The organism is Faecalicatena contorta, assembly GCF_001404335.1.
GTDB classification, from domain to species: domain Bacteria; phylum Bacillota; class Clostridia; order Lachnospirales; family Lachnospiraceae; genus Faecalicatena; species Faecalicatena contortus_B.
In genome coordinates this window covers 17,564-41,478 of the sequence record NZ_CYZU01000041.1, presented here as the reverse complement: position 1 = coordinate 41,478, position 23,915 = coordinate 17,564, and the positions used below count along the sequence as shown (strand labels likewise).

The following is a 23,915-nucleotide window of genomic DNA, read 5'->3' as shown; positions in this document are numbered from 1 at the left end:
CAATAGGAAGTTACTGATCAGACCGTGCCGTGCACCCCGCTGCACGGCATCGGAGCCGCTGAAGTGATGGTCTCAGGGCATCTGCCCCTCGCCTTAGGCGACTTTAAATGGGCAGATGCCGTTACTGTGCACGCCCGTAGGGTGTGCACAGTAACAATAGGAAGTTACTGATCATACCAGCTCATGTTTTTCCCTTGCTTTTTATCCTTCTTTTTGTTAGAGTTAAGTTATCAATGAAAAAAGGAGACCATTTATGAACGAAAACGAATCACTTACTGTAACACTGACACTCGATAATGACGAAGAGCTGGAGTGTGCCGTCCTCACGATTTATGAGGTGGAAGGCCAGGAATACATTGCCCTGCTTCCGCTCGACGAGGAAGGCAGCAACGACGAAGGACAGGTTTATCTCTACCGCTTCTCAGAACCAGTGGAGGGACAGCCTGAACTGGAAAACATTGAAGACGACGATGAGTATGAACGTGCTGCAGATAAGTTTGATGAATGGCTGGATTCCCAGGAATTTGAAGATTTGGACCTGGATGAAGACCTGGATTCGGACGAGGATTAATGCTTTGCATCCTCAAGAAGTTCCTCGACAAAACGGGAAGGTGAAACATCCTTTCCGTTTTTTTTCTTTACATATACAATTTTCAGCTGCTCTTTTGCCCTGGTCATGGCCACATAAAACAGCCTGCGTTCTTCTTCCGTCCCCTGTTCCTTCAAAGCTTTTTTATAAGGGATCTGCCCTTCATTCGCCTCGATGATATAAACCGTATCAAACTCCAGACCCTTCGCAGCATGCATGGTCATCAGCCGGACGCCCTCCTGCTGTCTTTCCCTGCTGCTCTCCCGCATTTTCAAAGCCCTGGTATATTCCTCCACATGGTCAAACCATTCCTTCATAGATGCAAAAGGCTTAGCCGCCTCTTCCAATTCCGCCAGCACCTCGAACAAATCCCCTGCCTGCATTCTTCTGGATGAGGCATATTCCCGCAGAAAATCATCGTATCCGATCCTTTTTCTCAGATACTGGAGGGCGGCATAAGGGGCCATCTTAGCCAGCATTTTCAGATCCCATTCAAACTGGTCTATTCTGTCCTGCATCCATTCCTTGTCGCAGTAAAACTTTCTCAAATCCTCAAAAGATGCCTCCCTGCCGGATAAGCTTTCTCTGGAAATATACCGCTTGGGGCGGTTCATAATCTGCAGAAAATCCTGGCGGATGCGGCTCCCCGATGCCATCCGGAAATATGCCATAATATCTTTTGCTATAAAGTGGCTGTAAATGTTTGGCATATGTTCCTTCATCTGAAAGGATATTTTGTGTTCTATCAGCTGCTCCACGAGAGGCCGGGCATCCGTATGGATCCGGAACAGTACCGCAATGTCTTCCGGCCGTACGCCTTCGCGGATCCGTTCCCGGATCTCCTCCAGCACATATCCGCCCTCCTCCGCCGGATCCCGCACCTCCTGCACGTGGAGGCATGCTCCCCTGGGTTTCTGTGCACGTATTTTCTTCTGAAACCGGATCTCATTATGACCGATCACCTTCAGAGCATTCTCTACGATATTGGAAGTGGACCGGTAATTGATATCCAGCAATAGCTGTTTCGCCTCCGGATAGTCCTCTGTGAACCGGAACATCAGGCGTGAATCAGCCCCGCGAAACCCGTATATCGCCTGATCATCATCCCCCACGGCAAACAGATTGCTCTGTGGTTCTGCCAGCATCCTGATTACATCATACTGGATCTGATTGATGTCCTGAAACTCATCAATCAGTATATAATGAAACTTCTCCTGCCACATTTTCAGGATATCCGGCCTGGACCGGAATAATTCATAGCAAAGCACAAGCATATCGTCAAAATCGATTTTTTTTGCGGTTTTCCGCTGTGTCTCGTATTCCCTGTATATATTTCTGAAAGCGTCCGGCGCGCACTTTACGGATCTGTATTCTTCTATGTCCATTCTGTTATTTTTCACAATACCGATCTCAGTCACGATCTCCTGCAGGAAATCTTCCTCATCAAAAATCTCGATATCCTGCCTGTTCACAGCCTGCCTCACGATCTGATACTTTTCTTCCTCTGAGAGAATATTCTGAGGGCCGAAATGATATGCCCATTTCAGAATACCATAATAGATCCCGTGGAAGGTCCCCACGGTCACCGGCAGGCCTTTATTTCCCATCAGCTGTTGAAAACGGGACTTCATCTCAGCTGCTGCATACTTGGTAAAAGTAATGACCAGAATTTCTTCTGGCCTTACTTTTCGCTCCTCAATCAGGTATTTCATTCGGTTTACAATCGTCAGGGTCTTCCCGGATCCGGGACCTGCAAGGACAAGACATGGGCCCGCCCCATGAGTGACTGCATCTGACTGAGCCCTACTAAAACTCATACGTACCTCTTTCTACTTACTGACGTTCAGAAATGTGAACCGTCAGCTTAACTTTTCAATTGCAATTCTAATTCGTCTGAGAGACTCTTCTTTTCCGATAATCTCCATGATCTCGGTAGCGCCCCCCGGTGTATTCTGCTTTCCTGAGACAGCGGTTCTCACCGGCCACATCACATAACCGTTCTTACAGCCCTTCTCTGCCACATAGCCCTTCAGCATCTCAAACAGCGCATCATTGCTGTAATCTTCCTGTTTTTCCAACAGCGGAAGCAACTCGGTAAGTACTTCCAGGGAGGACTCTTCATTCGTCTTCATCTTCTTATGCGTATACATTGCTGTATCATAATCCGGAAGCTCCTCAAAAAAGTCTACCTGTTCACGGATATCCGGGAATATCTCGATCCTTGTCTTAATCAGTGAAGCAATCTTCTTCAGATCGTAATCTTTTGTAATACATTCTCTGAGATAGGGTTCTGCCATCTCATAAAATGTATCAAATTCCATGGCTTTTAAGTATTCTCCGTTCATCCATCTTAACTTTACCGGATCAAACACCGCCGGTGATTTATTCATCCTGCGGTAATCAAAAGCCTCCACCAGGCCTTCCAGGGGAAAAATCTCCTGTGTATCGGCCGGGCTCCAGCCAAGCAGCGCCACAAAGTTTACAACGGCTTCGGATACAAACCCCTGCTCGATCAGGTCTTCATAGGAAGAATGTCCGCTGCGTTTGCTCAGTTTCTTGTGGTTCTCATCGGTAATCAGAGGACAGTGCACATAAACCGGCACATCCCATCCGAAAGCCTCATACAGCCGGTTATATTTGGGAGCGGAGGAAAGGTATTCATTTCCCCTGACAACATGCGTGATTTCCATCAGGTGGTCATCAACAACATTTGCAAAATTGTACGTCGGAAAACCATCAGATTTGATCAGAATCATATCGTCCAGCTCGTTATTCGGCACCGTAATATCTCCGTATATCTCATCATGGAAGGTGGTTGTCCCTTCGTTGGGCACATTCAGACGGATAACCCACGGCGTACCCACAGCCAGGTTTGCCTCCACCTCCTCTTTGGAAAGTCCCAGACAGTGCTTGTCATATACGACAATGTCTGTTCCATCCTCCGACACGGATGTCTTAAGGGATTCCAGCCTTTCTTTATCACAAAAGCAATAGTAAGCGTCTCCCTGCTCAACCAGCTGTTTTGCATACTTCAAGTACAATCCGGAAGCATTCCTCTCGCTCTGCACATAAGGCCCGAATCCGCCGTCCTTATCCGGCCCCTCGTCATGAATCAGGCCTGTTTTCTCCAGGGTACGGTATATGATATCCAGAGCGCCTTCCACAAAACGCTCCTGATCCGTATCCTCCACACGGAGAATAAAGTCGCCGCCTTCGTGTTTTGCGATCAGATATGCATACAATGCTGTCCGCAGGTTACCTACATGCATCCTCCCTGTCGGGCTGGGTGCAAACCTTGTTCTTACTTTACTCATGTTCTCTCTTCTCCAATTCATGTTCTTTATTCCATTTGTTCTGGTATGCTGTTACCAGTTTTTCAAGGGCATCATCCACTCTGCTGTAGACAAGCACGTCTGCAAGCTTATCGGAATAATGCTCTTCGTTCGTAATCAGGATCAGCTTATCTCCATTATAATACTGGATCAGCTGATGGCAGAGCGACGCATGGAGGCTTGTTCCGAGTACAAGCAGTACATCCGCTTTCTGGATCTCCACCGCTGCTTTTGTAACAATCCCATTATCCACCATCTCTCCATAAAGGCAGATCTTAGGGCGTATCGTATTCTTGCAGTCCTCGCACAAGGGCACGCCTTTTGACTGTATCATGTACTCAATGGGATATTTTTTCCCGCAATGGGGACAGAAATTATCATAGATACTTCCATGAAGATTAATCACATTCCTGCATCCGGCCCTTTCAAGAAGTCCAAACAGTCTTTTTGTAATCTCGCAGTGTACAAGACCGTATTCCTCCATCTTTTGCAGATTTAAAAAGCCCTTTCCAGGCGGAATCGCTGCAGCCGCAAGCATCTCGGTCCTGTAAAACTCAAAGAAAACTTCTTTCCTTGTGGCATAAAATGCACTGCTCAAAATCTCCTCGGCAGAATACCCATACTTTTGTTCAATCTCGTAAGACTCTTCTCCATCACGTACTCCGGGGTAACCATTCTCAAGAAACATCTCTTTCCCACTTATCGCTACGGTATACTTGCTTTCTTCCAGTAGTTGCAAAATGTTCTTACTACGCATATTCATCCCGCCCTTTCTTCTAGCATGAACAGTCTGTTGCAGGTTATGTTGTTAATTTCATTATAAAACAAGTCCCTGTATTGTTCAATAAACAAAAAAGGCGAATTTTGGTATTTTTATACTTTCTTAAACCGCACTTTAAATACGGTGTCCATGATAAAGATAGCGAGGGCAATGACACCGGCAATCTCAAGTGTCTGGATCAGATAATAACTGCTTTTGGCGCTGTCGTTGGCTATAATATAATACACAATCCGGTACATCCCCGCCCCGGGTACAGTCGGCAGGATCCCTGCAATCAGGAAGATCGTAACCGGTGCCTTAAACACCCGTGCAAAGGTATGCGATGTAAGCGCAATCGCCAGCGCGGAAAAAAATGAGGAAAGTACCACATCCAACCCCGACTGGATGCTGAACAGATACACAAAACCTCCGATTGCCCCGGCGATTCCCGCATGGAGCAGATATCTGCGCGGCGTCTCCAGCAGTACGGCAAACCCTGCCACAGCCACAAAGGAACCTATGACTCCAAATATCAGCTTCATAAACTGCCACCTCCCGGATACATTAGCCCCGTCAGAGCCATTGCGGCCCCTACTCCCAGCGCTACAGCCGCCGCCTTGAGAAATGCCTCCAGTATCCTGGCTCCGCCGGAAATGTAATCCCCCTGCAGGGTATCCCTCACCGCATTTGTAATCGCAACACCAGGCACCATTGGCATAATCGCGCTGATAATGACAATATCCTCATCCAACCCCGGGCAGAATCTTTTCAAAAACGCCGCCGCAACAGCCAGTCCGAAGGAGGACAGCGTGTCCAGTATAAAGCCGTTAATCTGCAGGCGTTTTCCCACAGTCACCACCAATGCAAGCACTGCTCCTACGAAAGCGGCAGCAGCAGTTTCCATGATACCGCCACCAAACAGCGGGGCAAATCCCGCGGGGACGAGCACAGTTGCCAGATTATAAATCCAGACAGGGTACTGCTTTCCGCCGATGTTCTTCAGCTCATCATAAGCCATTTCCAGAGTCAGCTCCCCCGCACAGTATTTTCGTGATATCTCATTCACCCTCATAATCCGGTTCAGATTCGTTCCCCGTTTCTGTACTCTTTTAATCACCGTAATCGGCTCCATATCCGGGTTGCCGATTGTGGCTACAATACCGGTCATCATCACACTGGCCTCAACCGTCTCTGTGTCAGCCGTGCGCAGAATATGATTGATGGTATCCTCCACCCTGTACGTCTCGGCCCCGCTGCGCAGCATCATCTCACCGGCCAGGACCGCCGTATTCATCACAAGCTTATAATCCATCCATTTTCCCGCCTTTGTCCCGGGTGTGCCGGGCATACTGATTTTTTATTCTCCGTTACATATAGTCTGCACAAATCCTTAAACATTTTAACACATTTTTAGAATAAATCCACCTTTTCCGCGGAAAATTTCAGGCGGTCCTAATCTGTTGCGAAAAGTCCTCAGAGGAAATCTCTTTTTAACGTATTGTCACACCCAATTCTGCAAAAACATTCTGGTAATGCTCCAGGTGCTCCCTTGGCGCCATAATCGTAATTCCATTTCCGCCGTTCCCGCCAAACACATTGCTGCCCACTTCTACAGCACCACATTTCATCATATCTATCTTGGTCAGATTGGTGTTTAAAAACGAATAATCTTCCAGCCTTGTCACATTGGACGGAAGCGAATATATACCGATTCTTCCACGCGGGAATGCAAGAAGTGTTGTCATGCCGCTGTCAAACAGCATACCGTCCTGCCATGTATAATTTGCATTGGGTTCCGTCAGCTGAATCCAGCCAAGGTCCGTCAGTTCACTCAGAACACCTGGTTCGATATTTACAATATTCGGAGGAATAAAAAGTTCATAGATCTCCGCGCCTACCCCTTCAAAGGTCCCCCTTGCAATTCCTGAACATCCTTCTGCGGGAAGCACAAGGCGTCCTTCATTTACGATACCCGCAGAGGGATCGTAAGCACAGAGCATACCATCCGCATTTACCGTAAAACCTGCCGGCTGTTCAATCGCCGGTTCATCCGAACCGTCGGTTGGATCATCATTCTCTCCCGGAATGTCGGGTGCCTCCACATCCGGAGTATCCGGAACTATCACATCCGGCGGAGCTGCCGGGTCATCATCCACCGGCGGATTATCCGGAACAATCGGCGTATCCGGTACAATTGGTACATCTGGTACGATCGGATTATCCGGTGTGATGGGTGTATCCGGAACTGAGGGTTTATCATTAACTGCAGGAATATCCGGAATCACCGGCGGGGTCACATTTCCCGTCGGTGATTCCGGGATATGTACTCCCGTGAAATTGAGATTTGGGACCTCTGTCTCTGATATTCCACCAATAGCCGGTATTTCTATGCCCATCAAAAAGAAGTCCGAAAGCAGGTCTGTCTGCTCCGCCTCCGGCTGCACTGTCATCGACTTCACTCTTTTGTTTTCTTTCAATATTTTATTAATATTTGTCTTTACCGGTATTCGGTTCAACGCATTGCCGAAAATATCCAAGGTGCCGGCTCCTTCGCTGTTTGCCCCATATGTCAGCAGCTCTTTTCCCTCATATTTTCCGTAAATCAACCGATATGCGGCGTCCGACTCCGTAAATTCCAAAGCAGGGAGTTCACAGACAAGCCCTGCAGCCAGCATAATTACCATCAGTATCCCTATGATGCGCGATTCCCTTCTTCGCGCAACACCACTCTCAAAAATTCTAATACAACATTCCATTTTCAGTTTACCTGCACCTTTCTTTCTCAACCACAAATAATACTCACACAAATATAAATTTTACATAAGAAAAAGGAACGCCGCAATCTTTCGCAACATTCCTTTGCATTTTCTTAATGTTACCAGCTGCCTCCTCCTCCGCCGCCGAAACCTCCGCCGGAAAAACCTCCGCCGCCAAAGCCTCCGCCGCCAAAACTGCCTCCGGAACCTCCGGACTGTACCGGTTTGGATACGGTCAGCGTGGATGCCGTTTTATTCAGGCTGCTCATCATGAGTCTGTTAAACATATAGTAATCGAAAAATGAATAGCTGTGATATGGAGAGAACCATTCAGGAGCCGGTACTGAAAGGCCTTTCAGTTTTTTAGCAAAAACGTCGGAAAGACCAAACACATAAGCATAAGGAATAATATGATAGAACCACTCCGGGTTCGTTTTTGCAAGTTCATTCATGCGCTCCAGTTCGGCCGTTTCTATAAAATCACGAAGCCCGGCAAGTCTTCCCATCCATTCTATACACTGGGATGTCCGTCTCTTCATAAATCCTGCCAGCCCGATCATCACTCCGGTGGCCGCCAGAACAGGAACCAGCACCCATATATAATTAAAGACTTCATATTGGAATACACGCATAACATAACTGCCCGCATACACTGCGGTAGATAAAAAACAGACCGCCAGTGTGCCTCCCGCCGTCAGTTTGCGGGAAGTATCTGTTCTGGCATACCATGTATCAATATCCCCACAGAAAACCAGCGTGCCAACCAGCAGCATAATCCACAGCAGCACCTGGACAAAGATCCTGCCGCCGCTTGTATAAGAATAGATACTTGTGAGCAACATAAACCAGGCCAAAGGCAGCGTACAGCATACAATCGCCGCTGCCCTGGCAATTTTAGATTCTCTGGTATATATCATATCCTGGCCCTGCTTTTGAAAATAATTCTTCAGCTGTTTTTTCGCCATCTCCAGTGTGCCTGAAAACTTATACTGGAGATCGCTGATTTTACGGATTTCTCTGTATTCAAACAGTTTATTAAAAATGCAGAACTGATAGCTGGGCGCATCCTCAGGAAGCTCCTTCAGCTTGAACAGACTGAGCCCATGGTCCGGTATTTCTTTAATGCTCAGAAATCCTTTGTCCGCCCAGTATATTATCAGGGAAAGCAGGTCTTTATCTTCTACACTGCCGTCAATAATATACCCCACGGCGGCACTGTCCAGATTGTCGGGAGGCTGATACTGAATCGAAGGGATAATCGGTTCGTCCCTTCCGAATCTCACAAAAAGAAAAACAATCAGCAGCAAAAGTATCACGGCCGGCAATAACAGCAGCCATGGCAGGAAAATAAGCTGCCCGACACCTGTGAAATACCCCGCTTCCATGGGCGCAAAGAACGTAATTCCCTCCCCCAGTTCTAAATCCTTTTTCAAAATGCCCGTGACCGTATTCCCCTTCCAGGAAAGATCCAGAATTGCTGCAGCGTTCTTATTCTCCCCATGGGTTCCGTAATAAAACTCCAGAATATCGTGAGGAAATTCTTTTGGAAATGTGATAGTAAATCTGCTTCCGGCAGGAATACTGTTCTGCCATTGAGTCGGAAACACGTTATAATAGGCGTTCTGATACGCATTCTCCTGAAAGCGCGGTGTCACTGTATAAGAAAACCGGTATTCTTTCCGTCCGGTCAGATATGCATCCTCCGAACCAAAACGGATTACCTTAGATCCGCTTTCAGAATCAACTTCCGTTTCCTCCCCGGATTCCAGCTCTGTCATCCGGGCATTATAGGGCACCCCCTGAAAGTTCCCGCCGACTTTAGTTAATACGCTTCCCTTCACCGGAATATAACGGTAGATGCCATGCCGGGGCGTCAGAAAGTCAACTCCGATCTGCTCTGTCACTTTATAGGACTGGTTCTCCCCCACCTCGATGTCTGTGTTAAAATATTGCGTAGTCATATTCCGGTCTTCTTTTAGTTCTACCTCAGGGTTTACAACTCTTTCCACAATCCCTGAACCAAACATAAAAAACACCCATACAACAGCCCATATAATGATAGCGGCGGTTCTTCCGCTAAATTTCTTCATACTGGCATCCCCCTGCTAGAAAGTCACTTTCACATTCTCACGCTCACCGCTGTCATTCACTTCATACAGAGGCTTTCTCTGAAATCCGAAGATACCGGCAATAATATTGCCCGGGAACATCTCTGCCTTCGTATTAAATCGATTCACTACGCCATTATAATATCTTCTGGAACCGGCAATCTCCTCCTCAATCCGCTGAAGCTGATCCTGAAGCTGCAGAAAATTCTGATTTGCCTTCAGGTCAGGATATGCCTCAGATACTGCAAATAAAGACTTTAAAGTGCCGCTTAGAATGTTGTCGTTTGCAATCCGCTCCTCCGCCGTTGATGCATTCATCGCTGCATTGCGCGCGGAAATCACTTTTTCCAGCGTCTGCGACTCATGCTTTGCGTATCCTTTCACCGTCTCCACATAGTTTGGAATCAGATCGTATCTTTTCTTCAAAGACACATCCATTGCAGAAAATGCTTCCTCTGTCTTGTTCCTTAGCTTAATAAACCCATTGTAAGAGCCTGCAAGCCAAATAATCAAAATCACTATAATTGCTAATATAATCCATATTGCCATAAACACGGCCTCCTTTATTTATCCCTGAATTTACTATTTCCAATTATAAGACAGTTTCATACTTTCGTCTATAAAATTTCTGAAATTCAGTACTCTATTCCCGCATCCAGCGTAACTGTTCCTGCATGCCCGGACTGTCGTCATCCAGCCCCGTCCTCTTCACACGGCATGTAAACCGGATAACCGCACATGTGTCTTACTGCCCATTCGTACAGTTCGCCGCGTCAATTGCAATAACAAGAAGCAGCCCCGTAAGTTCATCCGCCGGATTTGCAAAGTCGAGCACGTAGGTATCTCCCCAATGCATAAACTCCTTAGTGATATGCACCACCGAACCGCGGCCGTCGCAGACATCATATTCCCATCCAAGAAAATCTCCTTCCACATGCCAGCCCTTAAAATCCACTTCATATCTCGGGCGGAAAAATGTAAACTTTTTCTGGATTTCTCCCAGAACCACACCGTTCATTTCGATTTCAAACTGCGGCATCAGAGTCATCAGCTTCTGACGGATGGCGCCGACTTCCCTCTGCCGCCAGTCATACACATGAATCAGATGACCCAGCGTAAAAAACTCAGCCTTCACAAAATATTTTGCCGCCCCGCCCTCATCATATACATCGTAAGAATCAGTCCAGGAAAACACCCTCTGTTTAATAAGTAAACGCATCTCCGCTCTCCTTCCAAATGTTAAATTAATAACACTTTCATCTATCATACCACAGCCCACATAAAAAAGCACCCCTTCAAAGCTAAATGAACAAGCTTTAGCCTTGTGAATGTATCCATCCTTTTATATTCCACCAACCGAATTCATCCACTGCCGCCATTAGTTTCCCACCCCGTGGACGAGCCTCTCCTTCCGCCCGGATGCACCAGCTGAAAAACCGGGAAGCCTGCCCCAGGCCGGGAGCATCTATGCCATTTTAAAAGTCCTATAGTAAACGTTAGAGGCCCTTAAGAAAAAAACATAGCAAATGGCGGGCAGAATTTGACGTATCACGTCAAATTCTGAAGCGGCCTAAGACCCGAAATTATCAAATTTCGGGTTGCATGCCGCTGAACCGCCATTTGCTATGTTTTTTTCTTTAGGGCCACTTACGTTAACGGAGCGGATTTTTAAAATGGCATAGATGCTCCCGGCCTGGGGCAGGCTTCCCGGTTTTTCAGCGTCCCCCACGCGAAAATCCCCCGCCCTCCAAAAACCTAAACATTAATTTCTGCTTTTACGCCCAAAATGTCTTTATTTTCCTCCAGCAGAGGCCTGATTACATTTTTAAGGTAAGCCTCAACCTGTTCTTTTGCCCGTCCTACATACTTGGAGGGATCCATGGTCTCCTGCAGATCTTCCAGGCTCATATTGAAGGCTTCGTCCTGTGCGATCAGTTCCAAAAGATTATTATCCAGCCCTCTTTCCTTTACATTCCGGCCTGCTTCCATGGAGAGCTCGCGGATGCGCTCATGCAGTTCCTGTCTGTCTCCCCCCGCCTTCACAGCATCCATCATAATGTTTTCCGTTGCCATAAATGGCAGCTCTGACATCAGACGTTTTTCGATTACTTTTGGGTATACAACCAATCCGTCCACAACGTTCAGGCACAAATCCAGAATGCCGTCAATTGCCAGAAATCCTTCTGGTATGCTCAGGCGCTTATTGGCAGAGTCATCCAGTGTTCTTTCGAACCACTGTGTCGCCGATGTAATAGCCGGATTTAACGCGTCTATCATTACATATCTGGAAAGGGACGCAATCCGCTCGCTTCTCATCGGGTTTCTTTTATATGCCATAGCAGAGGAGCCGATCTGGGTCTTCTCAAAGGGTTCTTCCACCTCTTTCAGGTGCTGCAGAAGGCGGATATCGTTAGAGAACTTGTGCGCGCTGGCGGCAATGCCAGCTAATACATTCAAAACCCTTGTATCCACTTTTCTGGAATAAGTCTGCCCGGATACCGGATAACAGGCCCCGAATCCCATCTTTTCCGCAATCATAGGATCGATCTTGTCAATGGTCTCCTGATCCCCGTCAAAGAGCTCCAGAAAGCTTGCCTGGGTTCCTGTGGTTCCCTTGGATCCCAACAGTTTCAGGCTGCCAAGGACATAATCCAAATCCTCCAGATCCATTTCAAACTCCTGCATCCAGAGCGTCGCCCTCTTGCCGACTGTGGAAGGCTGTGCAGGCTGAAAATGGGTAAATGCAAGCGTAGGCTGTGCCTTGTACTCGTCGGCAAACCTGGAAAGTTCCGCGAGCACATTGACCAGCTTCGTCCTCACCAGCCTCAGTGCCTCCGCCATTACGATGATATCGGTATTATCTCCCACATAACAGGATGTGGCGCCAAGGTGAATAATGCCTTTTGCTTTAGGGCACTGTACACCATAGGCGTACACATGGGACATCACGTCATGGCGCACGACCTTTTCTCTTTCCTTAGCCACATCATAGTTGATATCTTCCGCATGGGCCTTTAATTCCTCAATCTGCTCATCTGTGATATTCAGACCCAGTTCCTTTTCCGTCTCGGCCAGGGCAATCCAGAGCCTTCTCCATGTTCTGAACTTCTTATCGGGTGAAAATATATACTGCATCTCTTTACTCGCATAACGCTCAGAAAGAGGGCTGACATAACGGTCCGTACTCATAAATCTAATCTCCTATTCTTATATATAATAAATGACTGTCAATTCCCCGGTAATTGTATAAACCTGGGATTTCTGCTTCCTATCCATAAAAACGGAAAGCAGGCATCCTACCTGGTCCCCTGCTCAAATGCCTGGCTGATATCCCCGTCCGGCACCTCCATGGGATATTTTCCGGTAAAACATGCATCGCAGTAACCCAGATCTCCCACCATATTTTTCAGCTTACTGACCTCCATGTACCCCAGAGAATCCGCCCCTATCATCTTCCGGATCTGTTCCGGTGTATGGGAATGCGCTATAAGCTGTTCATTGGACGGTACATCGGTTCCAAAATAGCACGGATACAAAAACGGCGGTGAACTGATTCTGACATGAACTTCGGTGGCTCCCGCTGCTTTTAGCATCCGAATGATATTAGCACAGGTTGTTCCCCGCACAATCGAATCATCCACCATGATGATCCTTTTGCCTTTTACCACCTCGGGTATGACATTCAGCTTGATCTTCACGCTGGATTCCCTTTCGCTCTGGCTCGGCTTAATAAACGTCCTTCCCACATAGCTGTTCTTATGGAAGGCCATCCCATAGGGGATGCCCGACTGTTCCGAATATCCCTTTGCCGCAACCAGCCCGGAATCCGGCACGCCAACTACCAGATCCGCCTCCACGGGGTATGATTCCGCCAGTGCCCTGCCTGCGGTAAACCTGGAATGATAGACATTTATCCCGTCCAGAGTACTGTCTGTCCGCGCAAAATAAATATACTCAAAAATACAGCGGGCCTGTCCCGCAGACGGCACAGCCATGCTCGTATCGGATGCGATTCCTTCTTTAGTGATCGTAACAATCTCCCCGGGAAGTACATCACGTACAAACGCCGCGTCCACTGCCGCAATAGCACAACTCTCCGAAGCCAGAAAGTACGTATTATCCCTTTTTCCAATACACAACGGCTTCAGTCCCAGAGGATCCCTGGCTCCAATCATCTTGCGCGGACTGCTCACTACAAGGGCATACGCCCCCTTTATCTTCTTCATCGCATTTTTCACCGCGTCCTCCGCCCTGCTTACATTCAGGCGTTCCCTCGCGATGTGATATGCAATCACTTCCGAATCGATGGTAGTCTGGAAAATAGCTCCCGTATATTCCAGTTCTTTTCTCAAATCAATGGCATTGACCAGATTGCCGTTATGGGCAATGGCCAGTGTCCCTTTCACGTAATTGATAACGAGCGGCTGTGCATTCTCCACCCGGGTTCCCCCTGCCGTGGAATAGCGCACGTGTCCGACCCCCAGATTCCCCTTCAAATCATGCAGGGATTCCTCATCGAACACATCGTTCACAAGCCCCAGGCCCTTTTTTGATAAAACCTTTCGCTGTCCATATGTGTCAGTTACCGCAATACCGCAGCTTTCCTGTCCTCTGTGCTGCAGTGCAAAAAGGCCATAATATACGGATGGCGCCACATTGCCGCCATCCATATCATATGCACCAAAAACTCCACATTCTTCCCCCAAGCCTGTCATAACTTTATCAATTCTGCTCATGAATGTCTCCTATTTATTTGATGCCGATTCTCTTAAATACTTCCTGATATGCGTCCTCTACATTGCCCATATCTCTGCGGAAACGGTCTTTGTCCAATTTCTCGTGTGTCTCCTTGTCCCACAGCCTGCATGTATCCGGTGACACTTCATCCGCAAGGATAATATCCCCATGGAATCTGCCGAATTCAATCTTAAAGTCGATCAGCTCAATCCCCGCGTCATCAAAGAACTTTTTCATAACGTCATTAACCTTAAAGGTATATTCCGTAATTTTATCAATCTCTTCTCTCGTTGCAGCCCCAATCGCAATTGCAAAATAATCATTGATCATAGGGTCGCCCAGATCATCATCTTTATAACTGAACTCCAAAGTCGGTGCTAATAATTTTCTGCCTTCTTCGATCCCAAGCTTCTTGGAAAAGCTGCCCGCAGCCACATTACGCACAATCACTTCCAGAGGAACGATCTCCACCTTCTTCACTGCAGTCTCTCTGTCACTCAGTTCCTCTACATAGTGTGTCGGCACGCCTTCCTTTTCCAGCACCTGGAAGATATAGTTGGTCATGCGGTTATTAATCACGCCTTTCCCAACAATCGTCCCCTTCTTCTCACCATTAAATGCGGTGGCATCGTCTTTATAATCTACAATTACGATATCCGGGTCATCAGTAGCAAATACCTTTTTTGCTTTTCCTTCGTAAAGCTGTTCTAATTTTTTCATACGTTCACACCTGTCCTTTTTCGATTTTTCATACATAAAGTAGTAAGGCTGTCTTTCTAAAAGAAATACAAAGTCTCGCATGATGATTATAATACAAGGGGGACGGAAAATCAATATGGGATTTGGAGGACGAGATTTTGGTGCGGGGTGGGATGGGGACGCTTAATGACAGGGATGCCGGGGTGGGACTGGGGCTGTATATGCCGGTGCGTAATGCACCCGTGCTGCTAAGCGCACTCCAGCATTTCGCACCGGCATATACAGCCCCAGTCCCACCCCGGCATCCCTGTCATTAAGCTGGCTCATCCAGCCGGTAATAAAAAGCCCGCTCCACGGGTGGAATCCCAGGCGGGAGCAGCGAATGTGTATTGACTATGCGTATCATGGCCACATGCTTATTATTTATATGAAATATGTAACTTTTTTCCAAAAAAGCACAAATCACCTCTCTCCCTCAAAAACGATCCTCGCACCCATTCCACATCCGCAGCCCCCGATTTTAGGATCCCCAACCGGGGAACGAGATCTTCTCTGCCGACTGGATGAGTCCAGCTTACCGCGAACCGGGACGTGCTGCCAAAAGTGCCTATCCTGTTGGAAATACATATTAGCGAGCCTAGCAGCAGTAAGCGGAAATCCGCAAAACCAGACAGAACCGAACACATTCACCGCTTAATCTGATGATTAAGCGGTGAATGTGTTCGGTTCTGTCTGGTTTTGCGGATTTCCGCTTACTGCTGCTTGGCGCAGCGGGCTGTAATTCCAACAGGATAGGCACTTTTGGCAGCACGTCCCGGCTCGCGGTAAGCGGCCCCCCGTCCGCTCCCGAGGCTAAAGCTCGTGAGCTATATTCAGTTTCTGGAGAGTTTCCCCAGGAATTCTTTCATTCGTGTGTTATCGGACCCAAAGACTTCTTCCGGGGTTCCCTGTTCCGCGATAACGCCCTTATCCATAAAGATGATATGGTCGGCCACATGTTTGGCAAAATTCATTTCGTGGGTAACGATCACCATGGTCATGTGCTCTGCAGCCAGATCTTTGATTACTTTCAGGATCTCTCCCGTCAGCTCAGGATCCAGTGCCGAGGTGGGCTCATCGAAGAAAAGGATTTTGGGGTTCATAGCCAGGGCCCTGGCTATGGAAACTCTCTGCTGCTGACCGCCTGAGAGCTGGTACGGGTATGCATTTTCCTTATCCTCCAGGCCCATTTTTTTCAGAAGTACGCGCGCTTCCTTAAAGACCTCCTCTTTTTCCCGTTTCTGCACTTTGATCGGGGCATCCGTGATGTTCCTCATGACTGAAAAATGGGGAAAAAGATTGAAATTCTGGAATACCAGGCCATATTCTCCTTCGTAATGGATCTCTCCCGCATCCGGAGTTTCCAGGTTCGTCGCACAACGAAGCAGAGTGGACTTTCCGGAGCCGGATGGACCGATAATTGCCAGGACCTGTCCTTCGTCTACCTTCAGGGAAATGTCCTGCAGTACTTCAAGGTCATCAAAGTGTTTTTTGATATGTTTCATTTCTAACAGACTCATGACATTCCCTCCTATTTATAATAATTTAGCTTCTTCTCGATAAATTCCATGAAAACAGCCACGATCAGGTTAAACACATAGTAGAATATACCCGCAGCCACCAAAGGAATTATGGAGGTCTGGGCAGCCGCTATCTGTTTTGCGGTCGTAAACATTTCCGCATAGGCAATGGCAAATGCAAGGGACGTATCTTTTACAAGCGTAATCACTTCATTTGTCACCGACGGCAGAATTCTTTTGATAACCTGGGGGAAAATGATGCGGAAGAAAGTCTGCACCCGGTTATATCCCAGCAGCTTTGCCGCCTCGTATTGTCCGACCGGCATAGATTCGATGCCCCCGCGGTAAATCTCTGCAAAATATGCGGCATAGTTGACCGCAAATGCAATCAATACCGCACTCAGCCTGTAAGACGCCGTGATCCGGATTCCGAATATGTAGTACGGCCCGAAATAAACCACCATCAGCTGCAGCATGAGCGGTGTCCCGCGCATAATAGAAATATATACTTTCGTTATCCACTGAATGATTTTGATTTTTGACATTCTTCCGAATGACACAAGCAAACCTAACGGCAGTGAAAACAAAAGAGTTGCAAAAAATATCCCTATTGTCCCTAACATGCCCCCTGATAACTGGCTGATCATTGCCATAAAACTTATCTTCATCTTCCTGACCTCCGGGTAGTAAAAAGGCCAGATGGTAATTCTGACCTTTTTCATTCTTACTTTTTAATTTTATTTGCCTAAGCAGACAGCGTCTTCAACGCCCCACTTTTTAGCGATTGTCATGAATGTTCCATCCTCTGACATCTCATTCAGCGTTTTCTGAACCTGATCCCTAAGCTTCTCATTTCCCTTTTTAAATCCGACTGCATACTGCTCAGTGGAAATCGTCTCGTCCAGGGTTATGTATCCGCCTCCGCGGGATTCGATCTGATACTTTGCAACACCTACGTCCATTGCTACTGCTTCTGCAGCGCCTGCTTCCAGATCCATAAATGCCGTATTATAATCCGGTACCTGTGTCAGCTGACTGAAAGTTCCAGCCAATTCTTTCTGGTCTCCCTCCAGAGCTGCCAGTGCAGATGAATCAGCCTGTACTTCCACGATTTTCCCTGCCAGATCCTCCAGTGTTTTGATTCCGGAATCTTCGGCAACTACTACTACCTGACTGTTGTCTACGTATGGCTCTGACCATGTATAATCGTCTTCACGTCCATTCATGGTGAATCCGTTCCAGATACAGTCGATGGTGCCTGAACTAAGCTCCATATCCTTCGCATCCCAGTCGATCGGCTGCTTTTTCAGCTCCCAGCCGTTTCTGTCACACACTTCCTGTGCGAGATCCAGGTCAAATCCCACGTATTCGCCGTCATCATCCTTGTAGCCATAAGGTGGAAAACTTGCGTCAAACCCTACCGTAAAACTGTCTCCCTCGCTTTTCTCTGCGCTTACTCCATCTGTCTTTTCATCGTCTTTTGCGGAATCTTCTGTCTTGGTATCCTCTGTTTTAGTACCCTCTGACTTGCTATCTTCCGCTTTGTTTCCGCATCCTGCCAGCGCTGTTGTCAGCACAAGTGCAGCTGCCATTGCTACTGCTAATTTTCTCTTCATAGATACGCCCTCCCTGCCGTGGTGCTTTATTCTTTTACAAATTGATTACTTTACCACGCTAAAATCTTACATATAATAACATATTTCTATTCGAATGTCAATTGGGATTTGGGACGGGCTCGAGTCCTGACATGATGAAAGGGGACGCTTACCGTGGGCCGGGAGATGCTGCGGACAATGCCTATATGTGACTTCTCCGATACTGCTGTTTCCATTTTTCAAGCAGCACAGAACTTGGCTCCATTTGTATATGCTTCTTAATGTCTTCCATCTCCTGGCGCATCTGGGCGTTGACTTCCACATAGTCATCGTGCTTTGTCAGCAGGATGTGGTATTCCTCCAGGGACATATACTTGTAGGACGCGTACAGATACGGCTTGAGCAGTGCAGTGTCTTCGCAGATCTGGTAAGCCCGGTCGTACATCCTGGCCGACTCCTGATACAAAAACAGCCTCCCGTAAGCTGCGCCCAGCCCGGCGTATATCTTGCCGTAGAACTTGGGATCCACGCTTTCATCCGCCTCTTCGTTGAGAATGGCCTGATACACGAGGATCGCCTCCTCGATCTCCCCGCTCTCCAGCAGGTTATCGCCCTTATACTTCTGACGCTCAATGTCCTTCTGATTCTTCAGCCGCTCCAGCACGTTCTGAATCCGTATCATCTCCGGTTCCCTGAATATCCGGGAGCTCTTCAGGATCGTCAGTACAAACTTTTCCACCGAACCGCGCATCCGGATGACATCCCTGAGCTTCCCCGCCAGTTCCGGCATACCGATCTCTTCCTCCAGCCAGGTACAGAGCTGTTCGTTCATGATCGTGTAGTCAATCAGGTAGAGATTGTTGCACAGATAATAGCATAATTCTTCAATTGTAAATATCTTGCAGTGGATCCTTGTAATCTCATAAGGATGCGTTGCATGCCTGTCATGACAAAGAATTAAACTTCCCATCATTGCCTCCTAAATGTATAATCTTCTCTTCCTGAAAATCCGTAGGCAGGTAAAATTCCCCGAACCCTACGTCCCGCACTGTGATCTTACAGGTCTTTTCATCCAGAAACAGCGTCTCTATCTGCAGCCGCATGGAATATTCGCCTCTCTTCGGGAAATTTTCCAGCGAAATAACCTCTGTTTTTAAAGTCCCCTGCACCAGAGATTCTACATGCAGTTCTATGTTCTCCATATCCTCCAGAAGCACTTCCCACTGATTGTTAGACTCATACCAGTGCGCCCCCCAGGACACAATCGGGTACCACATCTCCTGACCGTCCACCCTCATATTCACCGTAATCTGATCCGTCAGCTTTGTATCCGAGAGGTACACCGGGTCTTCTATGTGCATAAACATCTTCCGGTAAGCCGTGTAACAGGCCCCCTTGCTGTACAGATTATTTCCGATGAAGGCTCTTCTTCCATTACAAAGTACGCGCAGAGAGGTCGGGTACCAGTTGTTTTCAAACCCCTCTCCTGTCAGAAAGACGGAGGATACAATGCGCTTATCAAATACGCTTTCTATAAATTTACAGAAACGTGAATCCGCCTCTTTCGCCTTGTCCTCATTCAGCACCGGATAAACGGCAGCCAGTTCTTTCATATGGGCGCTGGCGACTTCGTCTACCGTGACGAAAGTCGTTTTGCCCCCGCCCAGCCCGGGCTTCAGCCTTCTTAACATAAAAGCCTTGATCTCATTACGGTCACAGCAGAACAGTGCGGCATCGTACTGCCACAGCTCCTTGGGCTGGTAAAAAAGATAGTTGCAGAAACTTTCCTTATAATCCTGAATAAAAATGTGCCTCTTATCGATGTTCATGCGTACCGCAATCCCACGCAGAAGCTGAGCCAGCTCCTCAGTCAGTTCCGGGACAGAAAACACGATCCCCTCAATCTGCGGAAACGACTGCAGCGACATCTGCACAAACTTGGAGAGCAGCCAGACCGCATCATAAGTCTCTTCTCCAAACTCAATCTTTTCTCCTGCCAGGCTCTTGTCCAGCAGCCTCGTAACCGTAAACCCTTCTTTAATTGTAACCAGACGCTTTGCTTCCTTGCCGTAAGCCCATGTGTCCCTAAGTTTACCGATAATCAGTGGGATCTGGTAATTATCAGAATCCACCTCCAGTGTCTCCGGCTCCAGCTGCTGATCGTTGTAGAAACTGATCTGGCAGGTCTTATCATTTATCTCATATCCAATTATATTGCCTTGTCCCATTACAGACAGCCTCCTCACCCTTACCGCCGGGGCTTTTGCTTTGCCCCCCGGCCGCAATGTACTTTCTGCCGGCTATGTCCCGGTCTTCCCGGCGGCATAGTGACATTTTATGTTACCGATTCCAGGCTGGCCTGTGAACAGTAACCATCATCTTCCATTAATATTGTTCAAACATATGGGCGGCAATCGCATCCTCCGCCGCATATGACCTCATCTTTATATCCCGTTCCCTGCCATCCTCCAGCAGGATGTCGTTCAGACGTCCGTACCTTCCCGATTCGCCTTTCTTTACTTCCTTCACACAGGTTTCTTTATCGCTCCTGTATGTATTGCCGTCAATTGTTTCCTTAAAATAGTATTTTAGCTTTTCATTGGCAAACAACACAAACTTCTTCACATACAGGTTCTCGTACATCGGAGTCAGCACCTCGGTGGAGTAATCCACCTCCTCGGAATCCCCTTTCTGCAGCTGATAGTAAAGCATAACACGGCTGCCCTTCTGTCCCTTATATTCGATCAGCGTCTTATCCCAGAGCTGAAGTTCAATCAGCCAGTCTTTCTCATACGCGAGGAAAAATGGGAAATAAATCTGTTTGCCGCTGAGTTCCTGCAGGAACTTCTTCAGGGTCTTGCGTATCATCGAATTATATTCTCTGTTGGAATAGTACTTGAGAACCGCGATCTTACAGATATCTATCGTGTCCTCTCCCTTTTCATACTCTCTGCATATAATATCAATGATGCTCCTGCTGATCTTTCTTTCCTCCACAACATAGCCCCTGGACATATAGGCCAGATATGCCTGCTGCAGTCTGAAATAGGCGCCCTCCGCATAGTATTCCTCGAATACCTGCACTTCCGCAAACAGTTCTTCCGAGAAGAGCATCTGTGTCAGAATCCGCTCCGCCAGCTTATGAGTATGTACCTCATACTCCCGCGCCTCTCTCCAGAGCCGCTTCATATCAGTTGTGGCGCCGCAGTAATAATTGGAAAGATACGTCAGGATCACCTTATCGTACTGACCTTTTTTGAATAATTCAAAACAGATATAGGTCAGAAAATCATCGTTTTCGTAGTTATTCTCTCTGATGTTCTTACTGCAGAGACTAAATAATTCCTCTTCCCCATAGTTCTCTACGCCTTTTTCCCGCACAATATCAAGAGTCAGTGTTTCCTCTGCCTCTTCCATCCGGTTCATGCGCATGCTGTTGATATATTTCTTGCACATATCCATATAACGCAGTTCATAGAACATGCGTCTGCTCTCATAGGGAATCGAATCGGTATAATGCCTGCCGTCCCTGGATTCCCATACAAGCCTGTCCGTCTTGGCGTATAAGAAGACCTGGGCGCCCCGGTCCGTATACGGCACCTTTTGGGTAATGCTTCCGTCATCCGCTATGATGTGGATGAACTTCATGTTCGGTACCTTGGTAGTAATCTCATAGGCATGGCAGATATCATATAATGCCTTGATGCGCTCCGGATTCATGGAACGCTCCACGATAAAGCGCTTATAAATGATTCTCAGCTGTTCGTCGATGTGCCGTCTCTCCAGCTGGTTCCATGCAAAAGCCTCCATCTCATCCCGGTAATGCGCATAGATCTCGCTGGATTCATCCTCATACGTAATCAGATTGGAGTACAACAGAGCACACTTTCGGTAGTCCAGCGTGTTTCCATGCATAAAATACAGGTACACAGATCTTGGCAGTGCCTTGTGGAAATGGCTTTCCTTGATAGAAGCCATATAATATTCATAGAGCTGTGCAATCTTCTGCTCAGTCTCCACTGCTTTTTCATACCATTTAAAATAATCGTAGCCGATACAGTTTCCCTTGATCAAAAGGGTACAGATGGCTGTAAGGATCATGTTTTCCTCATACATCTTGTAGGCCAGTACCAGCGTCTCATACAGATGCCTGTCGAAATTCTTCAGCTGGCTTGCCAGATTCGCCGTATACAGGGCCAGCTCCTTTGTCATCAGCTTATATTTTGCCGCAAAATACAGCACCATAACCTCGAATTTGCCCAGCTTTTTCAGGGAGGAACTCTTATCCCTGAAGCACTTAAATGCCTCCATATAGAACCAGATACTGTGCGTCTTCTCCTCATAAAACTGACGTTCCAGTGCACGCAGGCGTTCGCTGTATATCTTGTACTCCGAGTCTACATTGACCAGCATGCACAGAATCAGCCAGCTCTCCGGATGCTTCATATAAGACTTGGAAAGTTCCTCTGCCACCCGCCGCTGCCCGATCGAATCGTTGCTAAGCAGGGTCGTAAGATATAAATAGTAGGAACTCATCTCAACATTTTTGCCAATTGCAAACCGGTTATAATTATAGGATTCCAGAATCCACTTCGCCTCTTCCAAGCGTTTTCCAAGCAGGCAGATATGCGCGTGTACAAGAAGATACAGTTCTTTCTTATTATCCTTCTCCCTGAGATGCTCTATCTTCTTCAGGGATTCCTCTGTCCAGGTATTCAGGTCTATCCTGCCGGCCTCATAAGTCAGATACCGCTTCACAATGCTGGTAAATTCCATATCGCCCGCACGGTGTTCCTCATCCCGCCTGACATCCTTCTCCACCACAATCTCGTAGGCCAGAGTCTCATAAGGAGTCTGCAGCGTGATCTGTCCGAAATTACTGCCCCGGTGCAGATGCTCCGGTGTGATAATATATTCCAAACGGTAGGAATTGCCGATAAACTCTTCCGTGGTTACCTTCACGTGCTCTACGGATAAGAAATCCCCTTCTGTCTGCACGTCAATAGACAGATATCCCCAGGTATTCTTTTTAATCGTCAAAGTTTCTTTACGAGCCTCTTCCACTTCCATAAAAGCGCGGCTCTCCTCTTCCAGGGTCAGAAATATCTTTTCTTTCTGCTTACAGCCCACAAGAAATTCCTCCAGGGCCTGCTGATCCAGTTCCCATTTGCGCATATTATCGTAAAGGGCCTGGATGCGTTTATCTTCATATTTTAAAATCTCGTAAAAATCTCTGGAGCGGAACAGCTTTTCCGCCTCTGCCGGATCCCGGAAAGAAAGCTTCTTAAAATCTTCCAGGCTCTGAACCTTTCCATAACTTGTCATTACAAAGGGCTTCTCAATGATTGCCGTAAATGCAACATCATATTCCCCTCCATTGCAGACTATGGTAAACCTGCCATGCTCCACATGGCCCGGCACCAGCCCGGAACCATCATATGTATAATAGATATTAACCGGGTTCCCATCGAAGCCCTGTTCCTCACAATGGACACGATAAGAAGAGGGATATACCAACCCTCTGATGGTCCCCTCGCCCTGGTTCTGCAGGGAAAAACTGCCCTTATACATCTCCCCCTCGCCGACACGCATAATAATCCGTGTCTCGGGGAAAATAATCTCCGGCTGCGGAATGTGAAAATCTCCTTTGGAAAGACGTTTAATCTTATTCTTCAAGTTAGTCACCTACTCATATTTCTTTCGTTGCATTTTTTCATAAGCACGCTATAATGAATTATATCATCTTTATACTATTTCTTGCAACGGGTGAATGAAAGAAT

19 protein-coding genes are annotated in these 23,915 nt (G+C 47.3%); 1 reads left to right on the top strand and 18 read right to left on the bottom strand.

Features of this window, described 5'->3' with window-relative positions; all coding sequences use genetic code 11:
- Nucleotides 1-253 precede the first annotated feature (253 nt).
- Nucleotides 254-571, top strand: coding sequence for a DUF1292 domain-containing protein (locus ARB69_RS17950; RefSeq protein ID WP_050642566.1), 318 nt, complete (start codon nt 254-256; stop codon nt 569-571).
- Here the strand turns inward: ARB69_RS17950 and ARB69_RS17945 are convergent.
- From ARB69_RS17945 to ARB69_RS17860, 18 genes are all read right to left on the bottom strand, one after another.
- Complete coding sequence (locus tag ARB69_RS17945) at nt 568-2,406, bottom strand: ATP-dependent helicase (RefSeq protein WP_055154582.1); 1,839 nt, start codon at nt 2,404-2,406, stop codon at nt 568-570. The genes ARB69_RS17950 and ARB69_RS17945 overlap by 4 nt on opposite strands.
- A gap of 42 nt (nt 2,407-2,448) precedes the next feature.
- Nucleotides 2,449-3,903 (bottom strand): glutamate--tRNA ligase, encoded by a 1,455-nt coding sequence (gene gltX / locus ARB69_RS17940; RefSeq protein WP_055154581.1) that lies wholly within the window; start codon nt 3,901-3,903, stop codon nt 2,449-2,451.
- Nucleotides 3,896-4,678 (bottom strand): SIR2 family NAD-dependent protein deacylase, encoded by a 783-nt coding sequence (locus ARB69_RS17935; RefSeq protein WP_050642810.1) that lies wholly within the window; start codon nt 4,676-4,678, stop codon nt 3,896-3,898. Before ARB69_RS17935 ends, gltX begins: the two co-directional genes overlap by 8 nt.
- 116 nt (nt 4,679-4,794) lie before the next feature.
- The gene (locus tag ARB69_RS17930) at nt 4,795-5,223 is read right to left on the bottom strand and encodes a threonine/serine exporter family protein (protein ID WP_050642569.1); all 429 of its coding nucleotides are present in this window, start codon (nt 5,221-5,223) and stop codon (nt 4,795-4,797) included.
- Nucleotides 5,220-5,993 carry a threonine/serine exporter family protein gene (locus tag ARB69_RS17925; protein WP_055154586.1) on the bottom strand — a complete coding sequence of 258 codons (774 nt, stop codon included), beginning with the start codon at nt 5,991-5,993 and terminating at the stop codon, nt 5,220-5,222. Before ARB69_RS17925 ends, ARB69_RS17930 begins: the two co-directional genes overlap by 4 nt.
- A gap of 178 nt (nt 5,994-6,171) precedes the next feature.
- The gene (locus ARB69_RS17920; protein WP_242857634.1) at nt 6,172-7,437 is read right to left on the bottom strand and encodes a hypothetical protein; all 1,266 of its coding nucleotides are present in this window, start codon (nt 7,435-7,437) and stop codon (nt 6,172-6,174) included.
- 119 nt (nt 7,438-7,556) lie between these two features.
- On the bottom strand, nt 7,557-9,527 hold the full coding sequence (locus ARB69_RS17915) for a DUF2207 family protein (RefSeq protein ID WP_242857632.1): 1,971 nt from the start codon (nt 9,525-9,527) through the stop codon (nt 7,557-7,559).
- A 15-nt stretch (nt 9,528-9,542) separates the two neighbouring features.
- Nucleotides 9,543-10,094 carry a LemA family protein gene (locus tag ARB69_RS17910; protein ID WP_055154579.1) on the bottom strand — a complete coding sequence of 184 codons (552 nt, stop codon included), beginning with the start codon at nt 10,092-10,094 and terminating at the stop codon, nt 9,543-9,545.
- Between the two features lie 196 nt (nt 10,095-10,290).
- Nucleotides 10,291-10,812, bottom strand: coding sequence for an LURP-one-related/scramblase family protein (locus ARB69_RS17905; RefSeq protein WP_330377727.1), 522 nt, complete (start codon nt 10,810-10,812; stop codon nt 10,291-10,293).
- A 488-nt stretch (nt 10,813-11,300) separates the two neighbouring features.
- Nucleotides 11,301-12,734 (bottom strand): adenylosuccinate lyase, encoded by a 1,434-nt coding sequence (gene purB / locus ARB69_RS17900; RefSeq protein ID WP_055154578.1) that lies wholly within the window; start codon nt 12,732-12,734, stop codon nt 11,301-11,303.
- 107 nt (nt 12,735-12,841) lie between these two features.
- Nucleotides 12,842-14,281, bottom strand: coding sequence for an amidophosphoribosyltransferase (purF, locus tag ARB69_RS17895; RefSeq protein WP_055154577.1), 1,440 nt, complete (start codon nt 14,279-14,281; stop codon nt 12,842-12,844).
- A gap of 13 nt (nt 14,282-14,294) precedes the next feature.
- A complete protein-coding gene (gene purC / locus ARB69_RS17890; RefSeq protein ID WP_055154576.1) occupies nt 14,295-15,002 on the bottom strand; it encodes a phosphoribosylaminoimidazolesuccinocarboxamide synthase in 708 nt (235 codons plus the stop codon).
- A gap of 851 nt (nt 15,003-15,853) precedes the next feature.
- Nucleotides 15,854-16,540 (bottom strand): amino acid ABC transporter ATP-binding protein, encoded by a 687-nt coding sequence (locus ARB69_RS17885; protein WP_055154575.1) that lies wholly within the window; start codon nt 16,538-16,540, stop codon nt 15,854-15,856.
- Between the two features lie 11 nt (nt 16,541-16,551).
- On the bottom strand, nt 16,552-17,208 hold the full coding sequence (locus ARB69_RS17880; protein WP_050642578.1) for an amino acid ABC transporter permease: 657 nt from the start codon (nt 17,206-17,208) through the stop codon (nt 16,552-16,554).
- A gap of 69 nt (nt 17,209-17,277) precedes the next feature.
- The gene (locus tag ARB69_RS17875) at nt 17,278-18,156 is read right to left on the bottom strand and encodes an amino acid ABC transporter substrate-binding protein (protein ID WP_050642579.1); all 879 of its coding nucleotides are present in this window, start codon (nt 18,154-18,156) and stop codon (nt 17,278-17,280) included.
- 181 nt (nt 18,157-18,337) lie between these two features.
- On the bottom strand, nt 18,338-19,105 hold the full coding sequence (locus tag ARB69_RS17870; RefSeq protein WP_050642580.1) for a hypothetical protein: 768 nt from the start codon (nt 19,103-19,105) through the stop codon (nt 18,338-18,340).
- A complete protein-coding gene (locus ARB69_RS17865; protein ID WP_050642581.1) occupies nt 19,080-20,363 on the bottom strand; it encodes a DUF5716 family protein in 1,284 nt (427 codons plus the stop codon). Before ARB69_RS17865 ends, ARB69_RS17870 begins: the two co-directional genes overlap by 26 nt.
- A gap of 157 nt (nt 20,364-20,520) precedes the next feature.
- Nucleotides 20,521-23,811 carry a DUF5717 family protein gene (locus ARB69_RS17860; RefSeq protein ID WP_050642582.1) on the bottom strand — a complete coding sequence of 1,097 codons (3,291 nt, stop codon included), beginning with the start codon at nt 23,809-23,811 and terminating at the stop codon, nt 20,521-20,523.
- Nucleotides 23,812-23,915 lie beyond the last annotated feature (104 nt).